General features: G+C 60.4%; 20 protein-coding genes. 9 read left to right on the top strand and 11 right to left on the bottom strand.

Features of this window, described 5'->3' with window-relative positions:
• Positions 1-40: 40 nt before the first annotated feature.
• On the bottom strand, positions 41-736 hold the full coding sequence (locus ACA046_RS08880) for a fimbrial biogenesis chaperone (RefSeq protein ID WP_497676288.1): 696 nt from the start codon (positions 734-736) through the stop codon (positions 41-43).
• Positions 737-802: 66 nt separating this feature from the next.
• A complete protein-coding gene (locus ACA046_RS08885) occupies positions 803-1,381 on the bottom strand; it encodes a fimbrial protein (RefSeq protein WP_497676289.1) in 579 nt (192 codons plus the stop codon).
• Between the two features lie 437 nt (positions 1,382-1,818).
• Between ACA046_RS08885 and mqo the strand changes: the two genes are divergently transcribed.
• Positions 1,819-3,465 carry a malate dehydrogenase (quinone) gene (mqo, locus tag ACA046_RS08890; RefSeq protein ID WP_076017264.1) on the top strand — a complete coding sequence of 549 codons (1,647 nt, stop codon included), beginning with the start codon at positions 1,819-1,821 and terminating at the stop codon, positions 3,463-3,465.
• Positions 3,466-3,551: 86 nt separating this feature from the next.
• Here mqo and ACA046_RS08895 read toward each other — a convergent pair whose 3' ends face one another.
• A complete protein-coding gene (locus ACA046_RS08895) occupies positions 3,552-4,205 on the bottom strand; it encodes an NADPH-dependent F420 reductase (protein WP_497676290.1) in 654 nt (217 codons plus the stop codon).
• Between the two features lie 118 nt (positions 4,206-4,323).
• Here ACA046_RS08895 and ACA046_RS08900 point away from each other — a divergent pair, with 118 nt between their 5' ends.
• Both ACA046_RS08900 and ACA046_RS08905 read left to right on the top strand, forming a co-directional pair.
• Positions 4,324-5,199, top strand: a complete 876-nt coding sequence (locus ACA046_RS08900) for a LysR family transcriptional regulator (protein WP_497676291.1) — start codon at positions 4,324-4,326, stop codon at positions 5,197-5,199.
• A 159-nt stretch (positions 5,200-5,358) separates the two neighbouring features.
• Complete coding sequence (locus ACA046_RS08905; RefSeq protein WP_497676292.1) at positions 5,359-5,688, top strand: YXWGXW repeat-containing protein; 330 nt, start codon at positions 5,359-5,361, stop codon at positions 5,686-5,688.
• A 15-nt stretch (positions 5,689-5,703) separates the two neighbouring features.
• On the opposite strand, the gene ACA046_RS08910 is transcribed toward ACA046_RS08905, so the two are convergent.
• The gene (locus ACA046_RS08910; RefSeq protein ID WP_497676293.1) at positions 5,704-6,078 is read right to left on the bottom strand and encodes a hypothetical protein; all 375 of its coding nucleotides are present in this window, start codon (positions 6,076-6,078) and stop codon (positions 5,704-5,706) included.
• 89 nt (positions 6,079-6,167) lie between these two features.
• Positions 6,168-6,305, bottom strand: coding sequence for a hypothetical protein (locus ACA046_RS08915; protein WP_167662603.1), 138 nt, complete (start codon positions 6,303-6,305; stop codon positions 6,168-6,170).
• Positions 6,306-6,420: 115 nt separating this feature from the next.
• Between ACA046_RS08915 and ACA046_RS08920 the strand changes: the two genes are divergently transcribed.
• The gene (locus tag ACA046_RS08920) at positions 6,421-6,813 is read left to right on the top strand and encodes a RidA family protein (protein ID WP_167662602.1); all 393 of its coding nucleotides are present in this window, start codon (positions 6,421-6,423) and stop codon (positions 6,811-6,813) included.
• Position 6,814: 1 nt separating this feature from the next.
• Here the strand turns inward: ACA046_RS08920 and ppnN are convergent, their stop codons facing one another.
• Both ppnN and ACA046_RS08930 read right to left on the bottom strand, forming a co-directional pair.
• Positions 6,815-8,188 (bottom strand): nucleotide 5'-monophosphate nucleosidase PpnN, encoded by a 1,374-nt coding sequence (gene ppnN / locus ACA046_RS08925; protein WP_003218868.1) that lies wholly within the window; start codon positions 8,186-8,188, stop codon positions 6,815-6,817.
• Between the two features lie 147 nt (positions 8,189-8,335).
• Positions 8,336-9,160, bottom strand: a complete 825-nt coding sequence (locus ACA046_RS08930; RefSeq protein ID WP_497676294.1) for an aspartyl/asparaginyl beta-hydroxylase domain-containing protein — start codon at positions 9,158-9,160, stop codon at positions 8,336-8,338.
• Between the two features lie 383 nt (positions 9,161-9,543).
• Here ACA046_RS08930 and fabV point away from each other — a divergent pair, with 383 nt between their 5' ends.
• Together fabV and ACA046_RS08940 are read left to right on the top strand one after the other, a co-directional pair.
• Positions 9,544-10,737 carry an enoyl-ACP reductase FabV gene (gene fabV, locus ACA046_RS08935; protein ID WP_459027123.1) on the top strand — a complete coding sequence of 398 codons (1,194 nt, stop codon included), beginning with the start codon at positions 9,544-9,546 and terminating at the stop codon, positions 10,735-10,737.
• Between the two features lie 99 nt (positions 10,738-10,836).
• Positions 10,837-11,460 (top strand): HAD family hydrolase, encoded by a 624-nt coding sequence (locus ACA046_RS08940; RefSeq protein ID WP_459027125.1) that lies wholly within the window; start codon positions 10,837-10,839, stop codon positions 11,458-11,460.
• Here the strand turns inward: ACA046_RS08940 and ACA046_RS08945 are convergent.
• Positions 11,457-12,362, bottom strand: a complete 906-nt coding sequence (locus ACA046_RS08945; RefSeq protein ID WP_497676295.1) for a LysR family transcriptional regulator — start codon at positions 12,360-12,362, stop codon at positions 11,457-11,459. The genes ACA046_RS08940 and ACA046_RS08945 overlap by 4 nt on opposite strands.
• 103 nt (positions 12,363-12,465) lie before the next feature.
• Between ACA046_RS08945 and ACA046_RS08950 the strand changes: the two genes are divergently transcribed.
• A complete protein-coding gene (locus tag ACA046_RS08950; RefSeq protein WP_497676296.1) occupies positions 12,466-13,635 on the top strand; it encodes an aspartate aminotransferase family protein in 1,170 nt (389 codons plus the stop codon).
• A gap of 490 nt (positions 13,636-14,125) precedes the next feature.
• On the opposite strand, the gene punR is transcribed toward ACA046_RS08950, so the two are convergent.
• Complete coding sequence (gene punR / locus ACA046_RS08955; RefSeq protein ID WP_459027131.1) at positions 14,126-15,052, bottom strand: DNA-binding transcriptional activator PunR; 927 nt, start codon at positions 15,050-15,052, stop codon at positions 14,126-14,128.
• A 122-nt stretch (positions 15,053-15,174) separates the two neighbouring features.
• Here punR and punC point away from each other — a divergent pair, with 122 nt between their 5' ends.
• Positions 15,175-16,368 (top strand): purine nucleoside transporter PunC, encoded by a 1,194-nt coding sequence (gene punC / locus ACA046_RS08960; RefSeq protein ID WP_076017277.1) that lies wholly within the window; start codon positions 15,175-15,177, stop codon positions 16,366-16,368.
• Here punC and ACA046_RS08965 read toward each other — a convergent pair.
• Together ACA046_RS08965 and ACA046_RS08970 are read right to left on the bottom strand one after the other, a co-directional pair.
• Positions 16,365-17,198: a nucleoside-binding protein gene (locus tag ACA046_RS08965; RefSeq protein ID WP_219272475.1), complete on the bottom strand. Its 834-nt coding sequence runs from the start codon at positions 17,196-17,198 to the stop codon at positions 16,365-16,367. The two genes, punC and ACA046_RS08965, sit on opposite strands and share 4 nt — an antisense overlap.
• Before the next feature lie 144 nt (positions 17,199-17,342).
• Entirely contained in the window at positions 17,343-18,293 is a 951-nt protein-coding gene (locus ACA046_RS08970; RefSeq protein WP_497676297.1) for a LysR family transcriptional regulator, read from the bottom strand.
• Between the two features lie 172 nt (positions 18,294-18,465).
• Here ACA046_RS08970 and ACA046_RS08975 point away from each other — a divergent pair, with 172 nt between their 5' ends.
• Positions 18,466-19,977: a nucleobase:cation symporter-2 family protein gene (locus tag ACA046_RS08975; protein ID WP_459027139.1), complete on the top strand. Its 1,512-nt coding sequence runs from the start codon at positions 18,466-18,468 to the stop codon at positions 19,975-19,977.
• Positions 19,978-19,991 lie beyond the last annotated feature (14 nt).

The following is a 19,991-nucleotide window of genomic DNA, read 5'->3' on the forward strand; positions in this document are numbered from 1 at the left end:
GTCGTTCCTGAAAAGGCGTTCCGGGGTTGTCGCGTGGGTATCAGTGAATGCGGATGACGGGGGCGGTCACGATGCTGCCGTAGTCATCGATGTAGCTCAGTTGCACTTCATCGCCGGCCTTTGCCTGGATCGGCAGCTCACGCGCTTCGCCTGGGCGCAGCACATCCGGCGCCTGGGTGATCGGCAGGCCGTTGAGCTTCAGTTCGCTGACCACGACGTGCAGCTTGGAGGCGTTATTGAAGGCCAATGCACCCGCTTGGGCCTTCCAGTTCACTTGCGCCACCGCGTCCTTGAGCGAACCTTTGAGGCCGGCCGGGCGGTAGAACAGCTTGATCGTGGTCTTGAGCGCGATCTGCAGCACGTTCTTGCCTTTTTGATCGTCGCTCATGGCCGGGATTGCCTTGACGTTCATCAGGAACAGGCTTTCGCGGTCCTGGGGCACCTCGGGGCCACCGGTAAAAATGATGCGCAGGATGTTTTCCTTGTCGGCATCCAGGCGGAACAGCGGCGGCGTGACGATAAAATTATCGACGCTTTCCTCGTTGCCACTGCCGAAGTGGCTGACCCAGGACTGCACGAGGTAAGGCGAGGTGTCGTCGCGGTTGCTGACGGTCAGGTTGGCTTCGTTGGAAGCGCCGTCGTAGATCAGCCGAGTGGCGCCGACGGTGACCGCGGCGTTGGCAGCGCTGTGCCAGAGCGGCAGCAGGGCGAGCAGAAGATAGACTTTCAAACGCATGACAGGGGACCTCCGAAAGCCCGCGGGCCGGCGCGCAAACGCCAGGCCCACGGTGTTGACGAGCAATTACTTGTAGGTAACGTCGAAGCTGGCCAGCGCGTGCACCTGACCGGTGCTGATGCCGGAGGTGGTCACCGCGTCGTCGCCTTCACCGGTGGTGGTGTCGGCGACGGTGCGCACGTAGGCAGCGGTGAAGTCAAAGGTGTTGGACTGTGCACGCAGGTCGTAATCGGCGGTCGGCGTGTTCAGTGGCAGCTTGGTGCCGTTACGGGAGTCGGTGATCTGGATCGCGATACCGCGCACCTGGTTTTCACCGGTCAGGCCCAGCAATGTCGGGTCGCTGGCGTCTTGCTGGCCGCTGAAAGTGATCGCGACGTTTTTACGGGTCGCGGTGCTGCAGTTGTCCAGGCTGATGGAAAACGGCTTGGCTTTATCGGTGAGCACCGAACCCACGGTGGGCGCGAAGTCAGCGATGCGCACCGGGTCCAGAGTCACCGACTTGTTCACGTCGCCGGTGGTGATGGTGCAGGCGTTATCGGTGACGGAACCGGTGAATTCGATCTGCCCGTCCGCCGCCTGTGCGGTGCCGGCCAGCAACCAGCAAGCGCCGCAGGCGAGGGTGAGTTGGCTCAGTTTGTTCAGCATTGCAGTGCCTCTTTTAAGAGAAGGAAGGTTGTCTGCCTACCCGTCAGGTAAGCCAATCCATAGTGCCATGCTGTGATTTAGAGGCACATGAGACGGATCTTAAAAACTGGCGAACTGATGGCCGCCCGACCGGTGAGTCCATATAAGGCGCCGAGCGTGATATTCTGCGCGCCATCTTGGTCTAGTCTCTATCGGGTACGTACATCCGTATACGTCCCGGCGGTTGGCTGTCGCCCAGGTAGCTGAAGCCAATAATGATAAGAAGTCAGCGCAGAAGGGACATAAAAGTGAGGTCGATACGTCGGCCTTGTGTGCCCACCCTGCGGTCCCCGAATGAATGTGCAAACCCCGCGGTGCGTTGCCTGGCGCAGCGTGATTGAGGGTTGCCCATGATCAGGGGCGGTGGGGCGGATGGCGTTTTATCATAGGTGCTACTGATGTTTAAAAAAGTAAACACTGCCCTGCTGGGGCTGGCTTTGTCGATGGGGATCACCTCCGTTCACGCGGAAGAGGCAAAGAAAGTCGATGTGCTGCTGATCGGCGGCGGCATCATGAGTGCGACCCTGGGTGTGTGGCTCAATGAGCTGCAACCGGATTGGTCGATGGAGATGGTCGAGCGCCTTGATGGCGTGGCCGAAGAAAGCTCCAACGGCTGGAACAACGCCGGTACCGGTCACTCGGCTTTGGCTGAGCTGAACTACACCCCGGAAGACAAGAACGGCAACGTTGAAATCCCGAAAGCGGTCGAGATCAACGAAGCGTTCCAGATCTCCCGTCAGTTCTGGTCCTGGCAGGTTCAGCAGGGCGTCCTGAAGAACCCGCGTTCGTTCATCAACTCCACTCCGCACATGAGCTTCGTGTGGGGCGATGACAACATCAAGTTCCTGAAGAAGCGTTACGAAGCGCTGCAAGCGAGCCCGCTGTTCGCCGGCATGCAGTACTCCGAAGACCCGGTTCAGATCAAGAAGTGGGTCCCGCTGATGATGGAAGGGCGTGACCCGAACCAGAAAATCGCGGCCACCTGGACCCCGATCGGCACGGACGTGAACTTCGGCGAGATCACCCGCCAGTTCGTCGCTCACCTGCAAACCACGCCGAAGTTCGACCTGAAACTGTCGAGCGAAGTGCAGGACATCACCAAGAACGCCGATGGCACCTGGCGTGTCAGCTACAAAAACCTGAAAGACGGCACCAAGACTGAAACCGACGCCAAGTTCGTGTTCATCGGCGCGGGCGGCGGTGCACTGCACCTGCTGCAGAAGTCGGGCATTCCTGAAGCCAAGGAATACGCGGGCTTCCCCGTTGGCGGTTCGTTCCTGGTGACCGATAACGCAACGATTGCCGAGCAGCACCTGGCCAAGGCCTACGGTAAAGCTTCCGTTGGCGCACCGCCGATGTCGGTTCCGCACCTGGACACCCGCGTGCTGGATGGCAAGCGCGTGATTCTGTTTGGCCCATTCGCCACCTTCTCGACCAAGTTCCTGAAAGAAGGCTCGTACCTGGACCTGCTGACCAGCACCACCACCCACAACATCTGGCCAATGACCAAAGTCGGTATCCGCGAATACCCACTGGTCGAGTACCTCGCCGGCCAACTGATGCTGTCGGATGACGACCGCTTTAAGGCGCTGCAAGAGTACTTCCCGAACGCCAAGAAAGAAGACTGGCGCCTGTGGCAAGCCGGTCAGCGTGTGCAGATCATCAAGCGTGACGAAGAGCAGGGCGGCGTCCTGAAACTCGGTACCGAAGTGGTCAGCTCGGCTGACAACACCATTGCAGGCCTGTTGGGTGCATCGCCAGGCGCGTCCACCGCGGCTCCGATCATGCTGACCGTGCTGCAGAAAGTGTTCAAGGAACAGGTTGCTTCCCCGGCGTGGCAGGAAAAGCTGCACCAGATCGTGCCTAGCTACGGCACCAAGCTGAACGACAGCCCGGAAGCTGTGGCTAAAGAATGGGCCTACACCGCCAACATTCTGCAACTGACGCCTCCGCCAGCGATTCCGCAACTGACTGCTCCAAAAGCCACCGAGGCTGCCAAGCCTGCGGCTGAGCCGAGCAAGCCAGCTTCTGACATCGCGCTGTAAGACGTTGGCGAGGTCCTGATTCAGGATCAACCCGATGTAAAAAAAGCCCGCTGAACCGGCAACGGTCAGCGGGTTTTTTGCAGGTGTTACCAGTGCGCGGGCAACTCGACCTGGCGGTCTGCAGCCGCCAACGCGGCCTTCAGTCCCTCTTTATCCAGAGGTATGCAGTACGCCGGCTTGGCGCGTTCAAACCGCCAGCTCTCATCCAGCCCGCCGGCATCCACTGCGTCGAAGCCGATCTCGTCCAGCAGGGCGATGACTTGCGCCTTGGCTGCCGGGTCATCCGCTGCGACCGGGAGCGCACGCCGGTCCGGCGCACCGCGGGTGCGGGCGTCCTGGGTCAGGTCCGGCGCCAGGATGGCATTGAACACTTTCACTACACTCGACTGCGACAGGTGCTCGGCCACCAACCGGCTGGTGGTGGTTTCGAAACGGTCGAGCACGGGAATATGGCCGTCGCGATTCGGGTAGTAGTTGTTGGCATCCATCACGGTTTTGCCTTCCAGCCACTGCGCCGGCACGCTGCGGTAATGCTCGAACGGAATGGCCAGCAACACTAATTCGCCAAATTGCGCCGCGTCTTGCGCGGTGCCCACTTGAACCCCACGAATGCCACTCAGCACGCTGCTCATGGACTGCGGGCCACGGGAGTTGCTCAACATCACTTCATGGCCGGCGGCCAACGCCAATTGCGCAACAGCGCGCCCGATAAAGCCTGCTCCGATGATGCCAATTTTCATGTCGATGCTCCTTGGGTGAGAGAGTCGTTATGATGATTGGCTACTGGGTGAGGATAAATGGCCGTTCTGGCCTTGGTGTTGTTACTGAGAGTGGTGAATGATGGACCGCCTATCAAGCATGAGTGCCTTTGTGATGGCTGCCGAGTTGGGGTCCTACGCCCGCGCGGCCGAGCGCCTGGGTATGTCAGCACAGATGGTGGCCAAGCATGTGGCGGCGCTGGAGCAGCGACTGGGCGCACGCTTGCTCAACCGCACCACGCGCCGGCAAAGCCTGACGGAGCTGGGAAGCGCGTACTACGAGCGTTGCAAACATATCCTGACGGAAGCAGAGGCGGCGGACTCCCTCGCGCAGATCATGAACGACACGCCACGGGGCAAGCTCAAGGTCAGCGCTCCCGTGACCTTTGGCTCTTACAGCCTGATGCCACTGGTGACCGAATTTTTACGGGACAACCCCGAGGTCGAAATTGACCTGCACCTGACCGATCGGTTTGTCGACCTGGTGGAGGAGGGCTACGAAGTGGCGTTTCGCATCGGCCCCCTGGCGAACAGCAGCCTCACCGCCAGGCCGCTGCAGCCTTACCGCTTGGTAGTTTGCGCGGCGCCGAAATACCTGGCCGAGCGGGGTACGCCGCTGACGCCCGCAGACCTTGAGCACCACGAATGCCTGGGATACGCCTACTGGTCACGCCCGGCTGATCGCGAATGGTCGTTCTATCAAGGCTCCGTGTTGCACAAGGCGCAGGTCGCCAGCCGCCTGCACGTGAATGAAAGCCGGGCCCTGATGTCTGCCGCGCGGGATGGCTTTGGGATTGTGCTCGGGCCTGAAGATTTTTTACGTTCGGCCTTGAACAGCGGCGAACTGGTACGCCTGCTGCCGGATTTTGAGGCGCCGAGCCGGCAAATGCATCTGCTCTACACCGCGAACCGTCAGCGCACCGCCAAGCTGCGGCGATTCGTCGACGCGGTGCTGCTGCGTTTCGGTCCGCCTTGATTCAGGGTCAGTTTTTCTTTACCTGCCGTCCGCCCGTGGGTTCAGCAATCTGACAGTTGGCACCTGTTAAAAAGTCTTATAGCCAAGCAGGAGCGCGGCTGGAACAAGGGGGCATTTTTACTGGTGTAAACGCTGGGCGGTGACGCCCGAGGATTCTGTATGTTGTTACGTTATGCGGCATTGGCGGCTCTGGTCGTCGCGGCTTCCGGGTGTGTAGAGGAGCGGGTCGTGCATGATCGACGACCGGTGCAGCGTGAATATGTAGAAGTCATCGCGCCGCAACCGCCGCCGGTGCAGGTCATTGAGGTCGAGCCGGAAGGGCGGCCAGGTTACCTGTGGTCGCGTGGCTACTGGCGTTGGGAAGGCGGGCGGTATGTGGCGGTGCATGGTCACTGGGAGCCGGAGCGACCGGGTTATCGCTACGTGCATCCGCACTGGGTACAGCGCAATGATGGCTATCACTGGCAAGGCGGTGGTTGGGTTCGCTGACCGTTTTCCATTGGCTTAAATCGGCTTCTTAGTACCCAGAAGCCGAACTTCCCTGAGCAGCGCCGCGCCCAACTGGCCGGTGCCGAGCTCCTTGTAACCCACGGCTTTTACATCACCGTTCTCTTCCGCCTGGATGAGGATCACCGGTGTTTCCTTGCCTGTGCCTTCGTCAACATGCATCGCGTATTGCGGGATATCCAGCTTGATCGGCGTGCCTGCCGGCTTGCCCTTCACATTGATCAGAAACGCCGCACAACCGGTGTCCACATCCTGGCTGGTAGCGGATCGACCGCTGACGAAGCAGGTGTCGGGCAGGTCGGGCCAGGTGATGGCTTCGGCGAGGGCGAGAGTGGGGATCAGCGTCAGGAAAAGTAGTGTGAGTTTGCGCACTTTGGTTCTTCCAGATTTGGGTCAGTCGTCATGTGTATGACGCGGATAGGCCGAAGGTTACGCGAACCGTGAAAGAGAGTTCCAGCCAGCTAGGAGGATTTTGACGCCTGTTTGGCGCAGGCTTGTGTCATCTGATCGATGCTGATCGGTTTATCGGGGCAGCGAATCAAACCTTTCAGCGCTTGAACACTGACGTTTTTTGGTTGAGGGGCAGGTTTGCTGTTCATTGATCAGGTTCCTTGGGCAAAGTTTTGGATGCGCTGAGTATTGCCAGGCGGTAAAAAGATAGCCCAACCGCTTTCTTTCCAGCATCGAATACTGCAGCTCAAAGAGATACAACATATGACCGACCGCCACCTCATCATCCCCACCTCCATGCACCCCATCGTCGAGCGCGCCGGCTACGTTCCTGCGGTAAAAGTCGGCAAGACTTTGTATTGCGCAGGCCAGGTCGGCCGCACGGAAAACCTGGAAGTCATCGCCGACCCCGAGGCGCAGTTCATCGCAGCCTGGGAGAGCCTGCGGCTGGTATTGGAGGAGGGCGGGTGTACCTTCGAAGACGTGGTCGACATGACCACCTACCACGTGAACCTGAGCGAACACATGGCGGTTTTCCGTGAAGTGAAAAACCGCCTGTTCCCGCGAGGGTTGTGCGCCTGGACGGTCATTGGCGTATCAGAACTGGCCAATCCAGGCTTGCTGCTGGAGATCAAGTGCGTAGCGGTTCAGCGCTGACTCACTGCACCACGCGGTAGCACGGTACATACGCCGCGCCGCCCGGCAGTTTCATCCGGTGCTGCTCCACAAACGCCTTCAGCAACTCGTCCAGCGGCTTCATGATCGCCGGGTCGCCATGAATCTCATACGGCCCGTTCTGCTCGATCAGGCGGATGCCCTTGTCCTTGACGTTGCCCGCCACGATCCCGGAGAACGCCCGGCGCAGGTTGGCCGCCAGTTCGTGCGGCGGCAGGGCGTGGCTCAGTTGCAGGCTGGCCATGTTAGCGTGGGTCGGGTCGAACGGGCGCTGGAAGCCTTCGTCGATCTTCAGCAGCCAGTTGAAGTGGAACGCGTCGTTGCGCTCGCGGCGGAACTGTTTGACCGCTTTCAAGCCGACAGTCATCTGCCGTGCCACTTCAGCCGGGTCGTCAATGATGATCTGGTAGTGGGCCTGCGCTGCTTCACCCAAGGTTGCGCCGACGAACGCGTGCAACTGTTGCAGGTACGGCGCGGCGTGTTTCGGCCCGGTGAGGATCACCGGGAACGGCACGTCGCGGTTGTCCGGGTGCATCAGGATGCCCAGCAGGTACAGGAACTCTTCGGCGGTGCCGGCGCCGCCCGGGAAGATGATGATGCCGTGGCCGACGCGCACGAAGGCTTCCAGGCGCTTTTCGATGTCTGGCAAAATCACCAGTTCATTCACGATCGGGTTCGGCGCCTCGGCGGCGATGATCCCAGGCTCGGTCAGGCCCAGGTAGCGCCCGCCGGTAATGCGTTGCTTGGCGTGGGAAATGGTCGCGCCCTTCATCGGGCCTTTCATCACGCCGGGGCCGCAGCCGGTGCACACGTCGAGGCTGCGCAGGCCGAGTTCGTGGCCGACCTTCTTGGTGTATTTGTATTCTTCGGTATTGATGGAGTGCCCGCCCCAGCACACCACGATCTTCGGCTCGACGCCCGGGCGCAGGGTACGGGCGTTGCGCAGCAGGTGGAACACGTAGTCAGTGATGCCCTGGGAGCTGCTCAGGTCGATGCGCTGGCTGTCCAGTTCGTTTTCGGTGTAGACGATGTCGCGCAGGGCGCTGAACAGCATCTCACGGGTGCTGGCAATCATTTCGCCATCGACGAAAGCGTCAGCCGGAGCGTTCAACAGTTCCAGGCGCACGCCACGGTCCTGCTGGTGGATACGGACTTCGAAGTCTTTATAGGCGTCGAGGATGGTCTTGGCGTTGTCGATGTGCGCGCCGGTGTTGAGGATGGCCAGGGCGCATTGACGGAAGAGGGTGTAGATGCTGCCGGTACCGGCTTCGCTCAGTTGCTGGACTTCACGTTGCGACAGCGTTTCGAGGCTGCCTTTAGGGCTTACGGAGGCATTGATGACTTGTCTTTGGGGCATTCTGATTCCCTGAAAGCACGGCCACCGGACCATGGAAGGCCCGTGGCTTGAGGATAGTGCGCGCCGTTTTCGGTCGCATTGGACTGGCATTTTCCCCGGCACTGGAGCCGAGCGCAAACACCGTCGCGCACCATCATGCCGCAGAAGTTACTGAATCAGCTTCCAGTTTTTGTAGAAAAACCGCCGCAAGGTAAAGACCGCTCCGGCAAAGCCCGCGATCAGGCCGTTAAGCAAGGACGGCACCAGGGTTGGCCGCACGATATCGATAAACAGGCAGTAGCGCTTGGCGTCGTTCTTGTTGAAGGAGGCGTGCATCAGCGTGTCATCGAAGATAAACAGCGGGTCATCGTGCCAGTAGTGCTTGTGCTTGCCGACCTGGATGTACACGCCGTCGTGATGGGGCGCCGGTGCCATGTTGTAGAGCACGCGGAACATCATGCGCAGCGGGCCGAAGTGAAACGAGGTGGAACGGTTTTCGTTGAATACCGACACGCCGATGGTTTTCACGTAGGGCAGTTTTTCCCGCAGTTGCGGGATATCCAGGGTGGTCTCGATCGGGCGACCGTACCATTGGAAAAACAGCATGCCGCGTTTTTTCTCGGCCATGCGCTCATCCAGGTACTGGATGATTTCGTCTTTGTTGGCCATGGCGTCGTCGATCACCTTTTGCAGGTCTTCGCGCCAGGCTGGCGGCAGGTCGTTCATCTTGTAAACGTGGCGATTGCGCAGGCTCAACAAATCAAACAGCGTGTTGAACGGTGCCAGCAGCCAGGTATTGCGGCCGTTGCCGACGAAGTACTTCTTGATGGTCGGGCCGTCGTACAAGCCATTGCGCAGGAAGTCGTACAGCCCGCAGAACATCACCAACAGCAGAAACACGAGGGTGGTACGCGGGAAGCAATAAATGAACAGCAATACGCCAAGGACCCAGGCGGCGGACGCCAGGCGTTTGCGGATGACACTCTTACTCATGAAACTGGGCTCCATCGGGCGGTTTTCGATCGCTTCAAAATCGCCCGATCCTGGGCTGGCAAGGCCAGGCAGATGAACGTAAATCCCTATGGCGGGTGCCGGATTTGAAACATGTCGAAATAATATCGCCATCATAAGGGGTTATTTAGCCGCCGGGCGGTTTAAATATTGCGAAATTGTGAAGGTCGAGCACAGTTTTTTACCACTGCCCCCGCAAACCACCGCAGTTGTGCGTCGGATCAAACGCTTGGCGGATAGCATTTTGTGAACAGAAGATTTGCGACTATCGTGACGCTTCGGTTTTCCGGACGTCATAGACCGGTACGATTGACGCTGTAATGGCCACCATTGGCCTTCGGCACCTTGGAAGAGGCAGAAATTTTATGATCATCAAACCGCGGGTTCGTGGCTTTATCTGTGTGACCGCTCACCCGGTTGGCTGTGAAGCGAACGTCAAAGAGCAGATCGACTACGTGACCGAACACGGTGCCATCGAAGGCGGCCCGAAAAAGGTGCTGGTCCTCGGGGCTTCCACCGGCTACGGCCTGGCCGCGCGCATCAGCGCTGCCTTTGGCTGCGGCGCTGACACCCTGGGCGTGTTTTTTGAGAAAGAAGGCGAAGAAGGCAAGCTCAGCTCTGCCGGCTGGTACAACAGCGCCGCCTTCGAGAAGTTTGCGCTGGAAAAAGGCCTGTACGCCAAGAGCATCAACGGCGATGCATTCTCCGACGAGATCAAGCGCCTGACCATCGAAACCATCAAGAAAGACCTGGGCAAGATCGACCTGGTGGTCTACAGCCTGGCCGCGCCACGCCGTACCGACCCGCAAGGCGTGGTGCACACCTCCACCCTGAAACCGATCGGCAAGGCCGTGACCCTGCGCGGTATCAACACCGACAAGGGCATCGTGGTCGACACCACCCTTGAGCCGGCTACCCAGGAAGAAATCGACGGCACCGTGAAAGTCATGGGCGGCGAAGACTGGCAGCTGTGGATCGACGCCCTGCGTGACGCCGACGTGTTGGCCGAAGGCGCCAAGACCACCGCGTTCACCTACCTCGGCGAGAAGCTGACCCAGGATATCTACTGGAACGGCTCCATCGGCGAAGCCAAGAAGGACCTCGACAAGAAAGTCCTGACTCTGCGCGACAACCTGGCTGCACTGAAGGGCGACGCCCGTGTGTCGGTGCTCAAGGCCGTGGTGACCCAGGCCAGCTCGGCGATCCCGATCATGCCGCTGTACCTGTCGCTGCTGTTTAAAGTGATGAAAGAGCAGGGCACCCACGAAGGTTGCATCGAGCAGGTCTACGGCCTGTTCAAGGACAGCCTGTATGGCAAAGAGCCCAAGCTCGACGCCGACGGCCGCCTGCGTGCCGACCTGAAGGAACTTGAGCCGAAGGTTCAAGACGCGGTAGCGGCCCTGTGGAATCAGGTCTCTGACGACAACGTCAACGAGATCAGCGATTTTGCCGGCTACAAGGCAGAATTCCTGCGCCTGTTCGGTTTCGAGATCGACGGCGTGGACTACGACGCTGACGTCAATCCGACCGTGAAGATCAAGGGCCTGGTTCAGGCTTAAGCGCTTCGGGTAATGAAAAGCGGCCTCCAGGGGCCGCTTTTTTGTGCGCGTCATGCCAGACTTAGGCCGTTATCACACCCACGCTAACGGAGGATCTTCATGACGATTCGTGCAGTCGTTTTTGATTTCGGCGGTGTCCTGTTCGACTGGAACCCGCACCATCTCTACCGCCAGCTGATTGCCGACGACCATGAGCGCCAGCAGTTCCTGGACACCGTCTGCACCCAGGCCTGGAACACCGAGCAGGACGCCGGGCGCACCCTGGCCGAGGCGACCCGCACGCTGATTGCCGAACATCCGCAGCATGAACCACTGATCCAGGCGTACTACGACCGCTGGCACGAGATGCTGCGTGGTTCATTGCCTGAGGGCGTGGCGATCCTCGAAGCCTTGCATGAGGCGAAGATGCCGCTGTTCGGCCTGACCAACTGGTCCGCCGAAACCTTTCCCTATGCCCGAGCCAACTACCCGTTCCTGCGATATTTTCGCGACATCGTGGTGTCTGGCGAAATCAAACTGATCAAGCCCGATCCCGCGATCTACCACGCCAGCCTGGCGCAGGTGCGCGCCCATCTGCCGGATATCCAGCCGAGTGAAGTGGTGTTTATTGACGACGTGGCCGGCAATATCGAGGCGGCCATTGCGCTTGGCTGGCAAGGGATTCACCACGTATCTGCCGCGCAGACCCGCGAACGCTTGCGCGAACTCGGGGTGGACCTCTAGCGCGCCCACTTCTCCATGACGAAATCCACAAATGCCCGCAGCTTGGGCAGGCGATAGCGGTCTTGGGCGTACAGCAAATGCATTGGCCGGCTGGGCAGTTGGTAGTCCGTCAGTAATGCCACCAGTTTCCCTGCCCGCAGGTCGGGCTCGACCAGGGCGTCAGGCAGCATCACGATGCCCATGCCTTTCAGGGCAGCCTGGCGCAAGGCCTGCGAACTGTTAATGGTCAACGAGCCGGAAACGGGGATTTCCACTTCGCCCTCTGCGCCGCGCATTCGCCACAACTTGTCGGCGTTGCGCCAATCGTCGGTCGCCGGGTAAGCGAACGCCAGGCAGTCATGTTGCTGCAGATCATCGGGGCGTTGAGGTATGCCACGTCGCGCCAGGTACTCTGCAGAGGCGCAGAGGGTGATGGTGTAATCCTGCATGGGGCGCGCAATCAGGCTTGGAGCGTCCAGGTCGCCCAAGCGGATGGCCACGTCAAAGCCGCTGTCGACCATGTCCATCCGCTGGTTGCTCAGCACCACGTACAGCTTGATCTGTGGGTAGCGCCGGGAAAATTCGCTGAGTGCGGGTGCCAGGCGTTCGGTGCCAAAGGCCGGTGGTGCGGTGATCCGCAGCAGGCCCTTGGGCACGTCACTGTTGGCTTGTTCGGCCATCTGCTCGGAGTCTGCCACCAACCCCAGCACTTCCAGGCAACGCTGATAATACAGGCCGCCAAACTCCGTCAGGCTTTGCTTGCGGGTGGTGCGCTTGAGCAGGCTGACGCCCAGCCTTTGCTCCAGGGCACGCAGGTGATTGCCGACCATGGTGGTGGACATGCCGCAGGACTGCGCGGCGGCCGTCATGCTGCCGGCTTCCACCACTTTCACGTACACCGTCATCGCCTGGAACAGATCCATTATAAAGTCCTGATTTAAAGTGATTGCAGATTTACGCAGTTTATCCAGCTCAGATGGCTAACGATACTGGCGCCATCACTACGATGCACTGGAGCTTGATGCCATGACCGCCGCCTGCCTGATGACCACTTATCAACCGTCGCCCCTGAGCTTTACCCGTGGCCTTGGCACGCGCCTGTGGGACCAGCAGGGTCGCGAATACCTGGACGCCGTGGCGGGCGTGGCGGTGACCAACGTCGGTCACTCCCACCCGCGCCTGGTAACGGCCATCAGTGAACAGGCCGGTTTGCTGCTGCACACCTCCAACCTCTACAGCATCGACTGGCAGCAACGGCTGGCCCAACGATTGACCCAACTTTCCGGGCTGGACCAGGCGTTCTTCAACAACTCCGGTGCCGAAGCCAACGAGACGGCACTGAAGCTGGCCCGGCTGCATGGCTGGAAAAAGGGCATCGAACAGCCGCTGGTGGTGGTGATGGAGAATGCCTTTCACGGGCGCACCCTGGGCACCATGTCCGCCAGTGACGGGCCTTCCGTGCGGCTAGGGTTTCAACAGTTGCCGGGGGATTTTATCAAGGTCGGCTTTGGTGACTTGAAGGCGCTGGAAGCCGTGACCCAGAAGTTTGGTGCGCGCATTGTCGCGGTGCTGCTGGAGCCGATCCAGGGTGAAAGCGGCGTGCAAGTCGCGCCGCCGGGTTATCTGAAAGCCTTGCGCGAGCACTGTACCCGGCAGGGCTGGTTGTTAATGCTCGATGAGATCCAGACCGGGGTCGGCCGCACCGGTCGCTGGTTTGCCTTCCAGCATGAAGGCATCGTGCCGGACGTGATGACCCTGGCCAAAGGCCTGGGCAACGGCGTGCCGATTGGCGCGTGCCTGGCCCGGGCTGCTGTTGCGCAACTGTTCACGCCCGGAAGCCACGGCAGCACCTTTGGCGGCAACCCGCTGGCCTGTCGCGTGGGTTGTACAGTGCTGGAAATCATCGAAGAACAAGGCCTGCTGTACAACGCGGCGCAACAAGGCGAGCGGCTGCTGGCGCGCCTGCGGGTGGCGTTGAGCGAACATCCCCAGGTGCTGGCGATTCGCGGACAAGGGCTGATGATCGGCATCGAACTGGCAACGCCTCACCGCGACCTGGCCCAGCGCGCGGCGCATGAGCATGGCCTGCTGATCAACGTCACGCGGGGCAAGATCATTCGCCTGCTGCCGCCGCTGACCCTCGATGCCAAGGAAGTAGAGATGATAGTGCGCGCACTTTCCCGGCTCCTGGACTAGATCTCCACGCCCCCCGTAGCAGCTGTCGAGCGCCAGCGAGGCTGCGTCGACCACACCTCGATCTCGGGTCAAACTCGATGACGGTGGTGCTGCCGACGCAGCCTCGCTAAAGCTCGACAGCTGCTACGAGGCCGTTCAGCGAATCAGGGAAGTAGAGAGATCGTGCGCGCACTTTACCTGCTCTTGGACTAGATCTCCCCATCCCCCGTAGCAGCTGTCGAGCGCCAGCGAGGCTGCGTCGGCCACACCTCGTTCTCGGATCAAACTCGACGACGGTGTTGCTGCCAACGCAGCCTCGCTAAAGCTCGACAGCTGCTACGGGGTTGTTCAGCGAATCAGGGAGTAGAGAGATCGTGCGCGCACTTTCCCGGCTCCTGGACTAGATCTCCCCCAACTTTCGTAGCAGCTGTCGAGCGCCAGCGAGGCTGCGTCGGCCACACCTCGGTCTCGGGTCAAATTCGATGACGGTGCTGCTGCCGACGCAGCCTCGCTAAAGCTCGACAGCTGCTACGGGGCCGTTCAGCCATTCCTGGTTCAGGGTCTCGGTATCCCCCAGGTAATCCAGCAACCACGCCATGGCCGGCGACAGTTTGTTCTGCGCCCACGCCACACACGATGGGCTGGCAGGGAAGGGCCGGGACAGTTGCAGGGCGCTCAGCTCGCCACGCTCGATCCATGGCTGCACCAGGTGCGCCGGCGCCATGCCGACGCACAGGCCATCCCGCAGGCAATCAATCGCCGAAGCCCAATGCGGCACCACCAACCGGCGCTGGTTATCCAGGGTCCAGGTGTCGCGCTTGGGCAGGTTGCGTGAGGTGTCGGTCATGCACAGGGAGGCGAACGGCCGTAACTGGTCATCGCTGAGCAGGCCTTCTACGGACGCCAGCGGATGCCGGCTGCTGACCACGCACAGCCAGTTCAGCAGGCCCATGTCGCGAAATGTGAATTGACTGGCCACCGGTACCGCGCTGGTGGCGCCGATCACGATGTCGGTACGGTCATCGGCCAGGGCATCCCACACGCCGTTGTACACCTCGTATTCCATCAGCAATTCCACCTCCGGGAACTGGCGATAGAAATCCAGCACCAGTTGCCGGCAGCGCTGCTGTTTGACGATGGAGTCCACCGCGACTTTCAACTGACCGCTCCAGCCATTGGCCACTTGCTGGCATAGCCGACGGGTGCCGAGCATTTTTTTCATGACGCCCCGGGCCTCGTCGACGAACAATTTACCGGCGGGCGTCAGCTCTACGTCTCGATGACGTCGGACAAACAACGGTACCGCCAGCCATTCTTCGATTTGCCGCACGGTATAGCTGATGGCCGACGGCACGCGGTGCAGTTCTTGGGCGGCGGCGCTGAAGCTGCCGTGGCGGGCTACCGCATCCACCACATCGAGGGAATATTCAGACCACATGAAAGTTGCCTTCAAAAATATTGATAAGAACGTTCAATTATTATCGCTTCACAGGGAAATGCTCAGCTTCATAATAGGCGCCAGTCAGCAAATAGTTTGATGGCAGTTTATACAAGGCTTCAATGAAAAATTCTTTTGGATTCACCTGGTACCTGGCGGGGCTGAGCATGCTCGGCTATCTGGCCATGGATATGTACTTGCCGGCGTTTGGCGCCATGGGCGAGCAACTGCAGATTTCCCCCGGCGCAGTGGGCGCAAGCCTGAGTATTTTCCTCGCCGGCTTCGCCGTCGGGCAGTTGTTGTGGGGGCCGTTGTCCGACCGGCTTGGACGCAAGCCGGTCCTGCTTACCGGCCTTTCCCTGTTTGTTCTGGGTTGCCTGGGCATGTTCTGGGTCGAGACCGCGCCGCAGCTGTTGGCCTTGCGTTTTGTCCAGGCGATTGGCGTGTGTTCCGCCGCCGTCAGTTGGCAGGCACTGGTGATCGACCGCTACCCGGCGGACAAGGCGCATCGAGTGTTCGCCGGCATCATGCCGCTGATGTCTCTTTCACCGGCCCTCGCGCCGCTGCTGGGGGCGCTGATGTTGAATCATTGGGGCTGGCAGGCGATCTTCGGTGTGTTGTTGGTGGTGTCGTTGCTCCTGCTGCTGCCCACGTTGTTTCTCCGGCCGCTGCCGAAACGCCTGACAACCGATGCCGAACCTTCCCGGCTCGGCTATGGGCAACTGCTCAAGTCGCGGGTGTTCACCGGCAACGTGATGATCTTCGCCGCATGCTCGGCCAGCTTCTTCGCCTGGCTTACCGCCTCGCCGTTCATCCTCGGCGGCATGGGCTACAGCCCCAACGACATCGGCTTGAGCTACGTGTTGCCAACGCTGTCGTTCCTGATCGGTGGCTACAGTTGCCGCAGCGCGTTGCAGCGGTTCCAGGGCAAGACCTTGTTGCCGTGGTTGCTGCTGGCGTACTGCATCAGCATGGTCGCGTTGTACCTGGTCGCGACCTTGACCGTGCCGACGCTTGCCACCTTGCTGATTCCGTTCTGCCTGATGGCGCTGGTCAATGGCGCCAGCTATCCGATCGTGGTGGCGAATGCGCTGATGCCGTTTGCGGAAAATTCCGGCAAAGCGGCAGCCTTGCAGAACACCTTGCAGTTGGGCCTGTGCTTTCTCGGGAGCCTGATTGTGTCGTCGATGATCGACCAGCCTCTGTTGATCACCGCGATCGTGATGCTGGCGACCGCGCCATTGGCCGTGTTGGGCTACTGGATGGCGCGGCCGAAGGTTGACGATGCGGATGCCGACCTGGTGCGCGCCCGCTAGAAAGTCACTTCCATGTTCACCGTCGGCGTTGATGTGCGGCTGCCCCGGCCGCCGTCCACGCCGAACTTGTTATGCCAATACTCGTAACCCACCCCCAGGTACAGGTTTGGCTTGACGCTTTTTCCCGGCCGCACCGCCACCATCAGCGCGGCGCGCATCAGGGTTTCCGGCGCGGTGTCGCGGCCATGGAAGTCCTCGCCCTTTTCCCCGACGTGATTGATAAACCCCTGGAACTTCGCCCCGTGATTGCCGATCTCGAAAGGCCGCATCCAGGTCAGGTTGAGCATGTAGGTATCGTCGAAGGTGTGGTCGGGTTCTTTCGCACCGGGGATGCCGGAATGGTTCCGTTCCTTGTAGTACATCAGGCTCAGGTCCAGCACGCCGACGGTGTTGAACTTCAAGGTCGGGCCAATCACCAGCGCACGTTTTTTCGCCGAGGCCAGGTTGTTGTTACGGTTGGCATCAAAGCCGAAGGTCAGCGCGTAATCCTTGATCACCCCGGTGCCCAGCGGCACATCGAATACCCGTGAGGCGTACAGCTGGTGCCGGTACACGGCATACACTTCGCTGCCGCCGTGGTCAGTGCCCTTGCGCGGGTCGCGGCTGTCGGACAGGAACACATCGAGGTTCAGGTAGTTGCTGCCGTACTGGTAGCCGCTGGCGTGGGTGAAGCTGTAGATGCGCTTGCTGAATTCATCGGGGTTGTTCGGATTGGTGAACTGCTGTCCGTAGCGAAATCCTACGCTGTTGTTCATCCATTCCAGCGCGACAGCCTCCCCGCCGCCGAACAGTGTGAGTAATACGGTTGCGCCGTGCAGTGCCTTTTTCATTGTTTTAATTCCTTTGGCGTTTTGGCTCATGGCGACCGCGCAAGGGTCGTCGGGCGCAGTATCTGCACATCCTTTGCGGGTTCCAAAGAACAGAATCTCGCCTGGGCCGATGCCGAAACGGCAGCACTGAAGCTGGCCTGAGAGTCAGGAAATACGTGGCGCCGAGGATGTTTCCTGATGTTCGCGCAAGCTGATTTCTTCACTGAGCAGATGGGCCATGGCTTGCACCGCTGTCGGCAAGTCCCGGTCTTTGCGGGCGTACAAGCCCAGGTCGCTGAAGATCCCGCCCTGGTCGCTGAGTGGGATGTGCAACAGTTCGCCGCGGGCCAAATCAGCCTCCACGCCGATGCGTGTCTGGAACGCGATGCCCAGTTGCTGGCGCGCCAGTTGCCGGGCCAGCTCCATCGAATTGCTTTGCAGCAGCGGCTTGTTCGCCGCCGCCGAACGCTTGTGCAGCGGCGCGATCAGGTGATGAACCGAGAGTTCGCTCTTGGCCTGGATCACCCCATGTTCACAGCAACGTGCATAACTCACGCACGCCTCGCCGGCCAATGGATGCCCCGGTGCCATCAGCGCACCCAGGCGGAAATGGCCGACACACACCTGGATGGTTTCGCTGCTGCGCGGTAACGCAAAAGCCAGCCCCAGGTCCGCCTGGCCGTTGACCACTGCGCCGGGAATCGACTGCGAACCTTGCACCGTGACGCCAATGGTGACTTTTGGATAACGCTCACGCATGCGCTTGAGGGCGGCGGGCAGCAGTTCCACGGTGGCGCCTTCCACCGTGGCGATTTCCACATGGCCGGTCTGCACGCCGTTCAAGCCATCGAGTTCGCCGCGCACTCGCTCCACATCCTGCAACAGAACACTCACGTGACGGGTCAGGATCTCGCCGGCTGCCGTCAGGCGCAGCCCGCCTGGCAGGCGCTCGAACAGCGCCGCGCCCACTTCGTCTTCCAGCTTGAGGATCTGCCGGTTCACCGCCGAAGACGCCACGTTCAGGCGGCGCGCGGCTTCGCGGATCGAGTGGCAACGGCGAACCATGTCGAAGTAGTAAATCGCCGGAGCGTGGATGCGCAGCTTGCGGTTGAGCATTTTTTTCAAGTCCTTGTGCGCAGCACTTCGAGCCACGGGGCAGGGCGGCTGAATGGATTTTTGTAACGCAGTTGAGGGTCTCTTTGTGAAATTGATTGTATACAACTCTATGGACATCCAATCTTTCTATTGCATACAGTGAGCGCACAACAAAAACAGAGAACCCCTCACCATGACTATCCCGAAGGCGTCACCGCAGCGGCCAGAAGATGAGAATCTCGGCGTCGCAGCCAACATGGCTTACGGCCTGCAGCATGTGCTCACCATGTACGGCGGCATCGTGGCCGTACCGTTGATCGTCGGCCAGGCGGCCGGGTTGTCGCCGGCGGATATTGGCTTGCTGATCGCCGCTTCGCTGTTTGCCGGTGGCCTCGCCACGCTGTTGCAAACCCTGGGGTTGCCGTTCTTCGGCTGCCAGTTGCCGCTGGTGCAAGGGGTGTCCTTTGCCGGGGTGGCGACCATGGTGGCGATCGTCGGCAGCGACGGCGCGGGCGGTATCCCGGCGATACTCGGGGCGGTGATGGCCGCGTCCTTGATCGGCTTGTTGATCACCCCGGTGTTCTCGCGAATAACCAAATTCTTCCCGCCGCTGGTCACCGGGATTGTGATCACCACCATCGGCCTGACCCTGATGCCCGTCGCCGCCCGCTGGGCCATGGGTGGCAACAGCCGCGCGGCGGACTTCGGCAGCATGCCGAACGTCGGACTGGCGGCGCTGACCCTGGTGCTGGTGTTGTTGCTGAGCAAGATCGGCAGCGCGACCATCTCGCGGCTGTCGATCCTGCTGGCGATGGTGATCGGTACGGTGATCGCGGTGTTCCTCGGCATGGCTGACTTCTCCAGCGTGACCCAGGGCCCAATGTTCGGCTTTCCCACACCCTTCCATTTCGGCATGCCAACGTTCCATCTGGCGGCGATCATTTCAATGTGCATCGTGGTGATGGTGACGCTGGTGGAAACCTCGGCGGACATTCTCGCGGTGGGTGAAATCATCGACACCAAAGTCGACTCCAAGCGCCTCGGCAATGGCCTGCGCGCGGATATGCTGTCGAGCATGTTTGCACCGATCTTCGGTTCGTTTACCCAAAGTGCCTTTGCCCAGAACGTCGGGCTGGTGGCGGTGACCGGGGTCAAGAGCCGCTATGTGGTCGCTACCGGCGGGATATTCCTGGTGATCCTCGGCCTGCTGCCATTTATGGGCCGGGTGATTGCGGCGGTACCGACTTCAGTGCTGGGCGGGGCCGGGATCGTGCTGTTCGGCACAGTGGCAGCCAGTGGTATCCGGACCTTGTCCAAGGTCGATTACCGCAACAACATGAACCTGATCATCGTCGCCACTTCCATCGGTTTTGGCATGATCCCGATTGCGGCACCGAGTTTCTATGACCACTTCCCGAGCTGGTTCGCGACCATTTTCCATTCGGGGATCAGTTCGTCGGCGATCATGGCGATCCTGTTGAACCTGGCGTTCAACCACTTCACCACCGGCAACTCGGACCAGCAGTCGGTGTTTGTTGCCGGGACTGAGCGCAGCCTGTGCTTCCAGGATGTGGCGGCGTTGCGGGACGGGGATTACTTCAGCGGCGGCAAGTTGTTTGATGCCGAGGGCAAGGAGATACCATTACTGGCAGAAGTGCCGAAGAAAGTGGTGGTGCAGGGTAGGGCGCAGACCAGCGAGGTCTGAAGAAGCAGACGTTC

The organism is Pseudomonas sp. LBUM1641 (assembly GCF_059716235.1).

Bases quoted from the DNA above. Each gene is read 5' to 3' on its own strand.
- ACA046_RS08880 (WP_497676288.1), bottom strand. From the start codon at position 736: ATGCGTTTGAAAGTCTATCTTCTGCTCGCCCTGCTGCCGCTCTGGCAC.
- ACA046_RS08885 (WP_497676289.1), bottom strand. From the start codon at position 1,381: ATGCTGAACAAACTGAGCCAACTCACCCTCGCCTGCGGCGCTTGCTGG.
- mqo (WP_076017264.1), top strand. From the start codon at position 1,819: ATGTTTAAAAAAGTAAACACTGCCCTGCTGGGGCTGGCTTTGTCGATG.
- ACA046_RS08895 (WP_497676290.1), bottom strand. From the start codon at position 4,205: ATGAAAATTGGCATCATCGGAGCAGGCTTTATCGGGCGCGCTGTTGCG.
- ACA046_RS08900 (WP_497676291.1), top strand. From the start codon at position 4,324: ATGAGTGCCTTTGTGATGGCTGCCGAGTTGGGGTCCTACGCCCGCGCG.
- ACA046_RS08905 (WP_497676292.1), top strand. From the start codon at position 5,359: ATGTTGTTACGTTATGCGGCATTGGCGGCTCTGGTCGTCGCGGCTTCC.
- ACA046_RS08915 (WP_167662603.1), bottom strand. From the start codon at position 6,305: ATGAACAGCAAACCTGCCCCTCAACCAAAAAACGTCAGTGTTCAAGCG.
- ACA046_RS08920 (WP_167662602.1), top strand. From the start codon at position 6,421: ATGACCGACCGCCACCTCATCATCCCCACCTCCATGCACCCCATCGTC.
- ppnN (WP_003218868.1), bottom strand. From the start codon at position 8,188: ATGCCCCAAAGACAAGTCATCAATGCCTCCGTAAGCCCTAAAGGCAGC.
- ACA046_RS08930 (WP_497676294.1), bottom strand. From the start codon at position 9,160: ATGAGTAAGAGTGTCATCCGCAAACGCCTGGCGTCCGCCGCCTGGGTC.
- fabV (WP_459027123.1), top strand. From the start codon at position 9,544: ATGATCATCAAACCGCGGGTTCGTGGCTTTATCTGTGTGACCGCTCAC.
- ACA046_RS08940 (WP_459027125.1), top strand. From the start codon at position 10,837: ATGACGATTCGTGCAGTCGTTTTTGATTTCGGCGGTGTCCTGTTCGAC.
- ACA046_RS08945 (WP_497676295.1), bottom strand. From the start codon at position 12,362: ATGGATCTGTTCCAGGCGATGACGGTGTACGTGAAAGTGGTGGAAGCC.
- ACA046_RS08950 (WP_497676296.1), top strand. From the start codon at position 12,466: ATGACCGCCGCCTGCCTGATGACCACTTATCAACCGTCGCCCCTGAGC.
- punR (WP_459027131.1), bottom strand. From the start codon at position 15,052: ATGTGGTCTGAATATTCCCTCGATGTGGTGGATGCGGTAGCCCGCCAC.
- punC (WP_076017277.1), top strand. From the start codon at position 15,175: ATGAAAAATTCTTTTGGATTCACCTGGTACCTGGCGGGGCTGAGCATG.
- ACA046_RS08965 (WP_219272475.1), bottom strand. From the start codon at position 17,198: ATGAAAAAGGCACTGCACGGCGCAACCGTATTACTCACACTGTTCGGC.
- ACA046_RS08970 (WP_497676297.1), bottom strand. From the start codon at position 18,293: ATGCTCAACCGCAAGCTGCGCATCCACGCTCCGGCGATTTACTACTTC.
- ACA046_RS08975 (WP_459027139.1), top strand. From the start codon at position 18,466: ATGACTATCCCGAAGGCGTCACCGCAGCGGCCAGAAGATGAGAATCTC.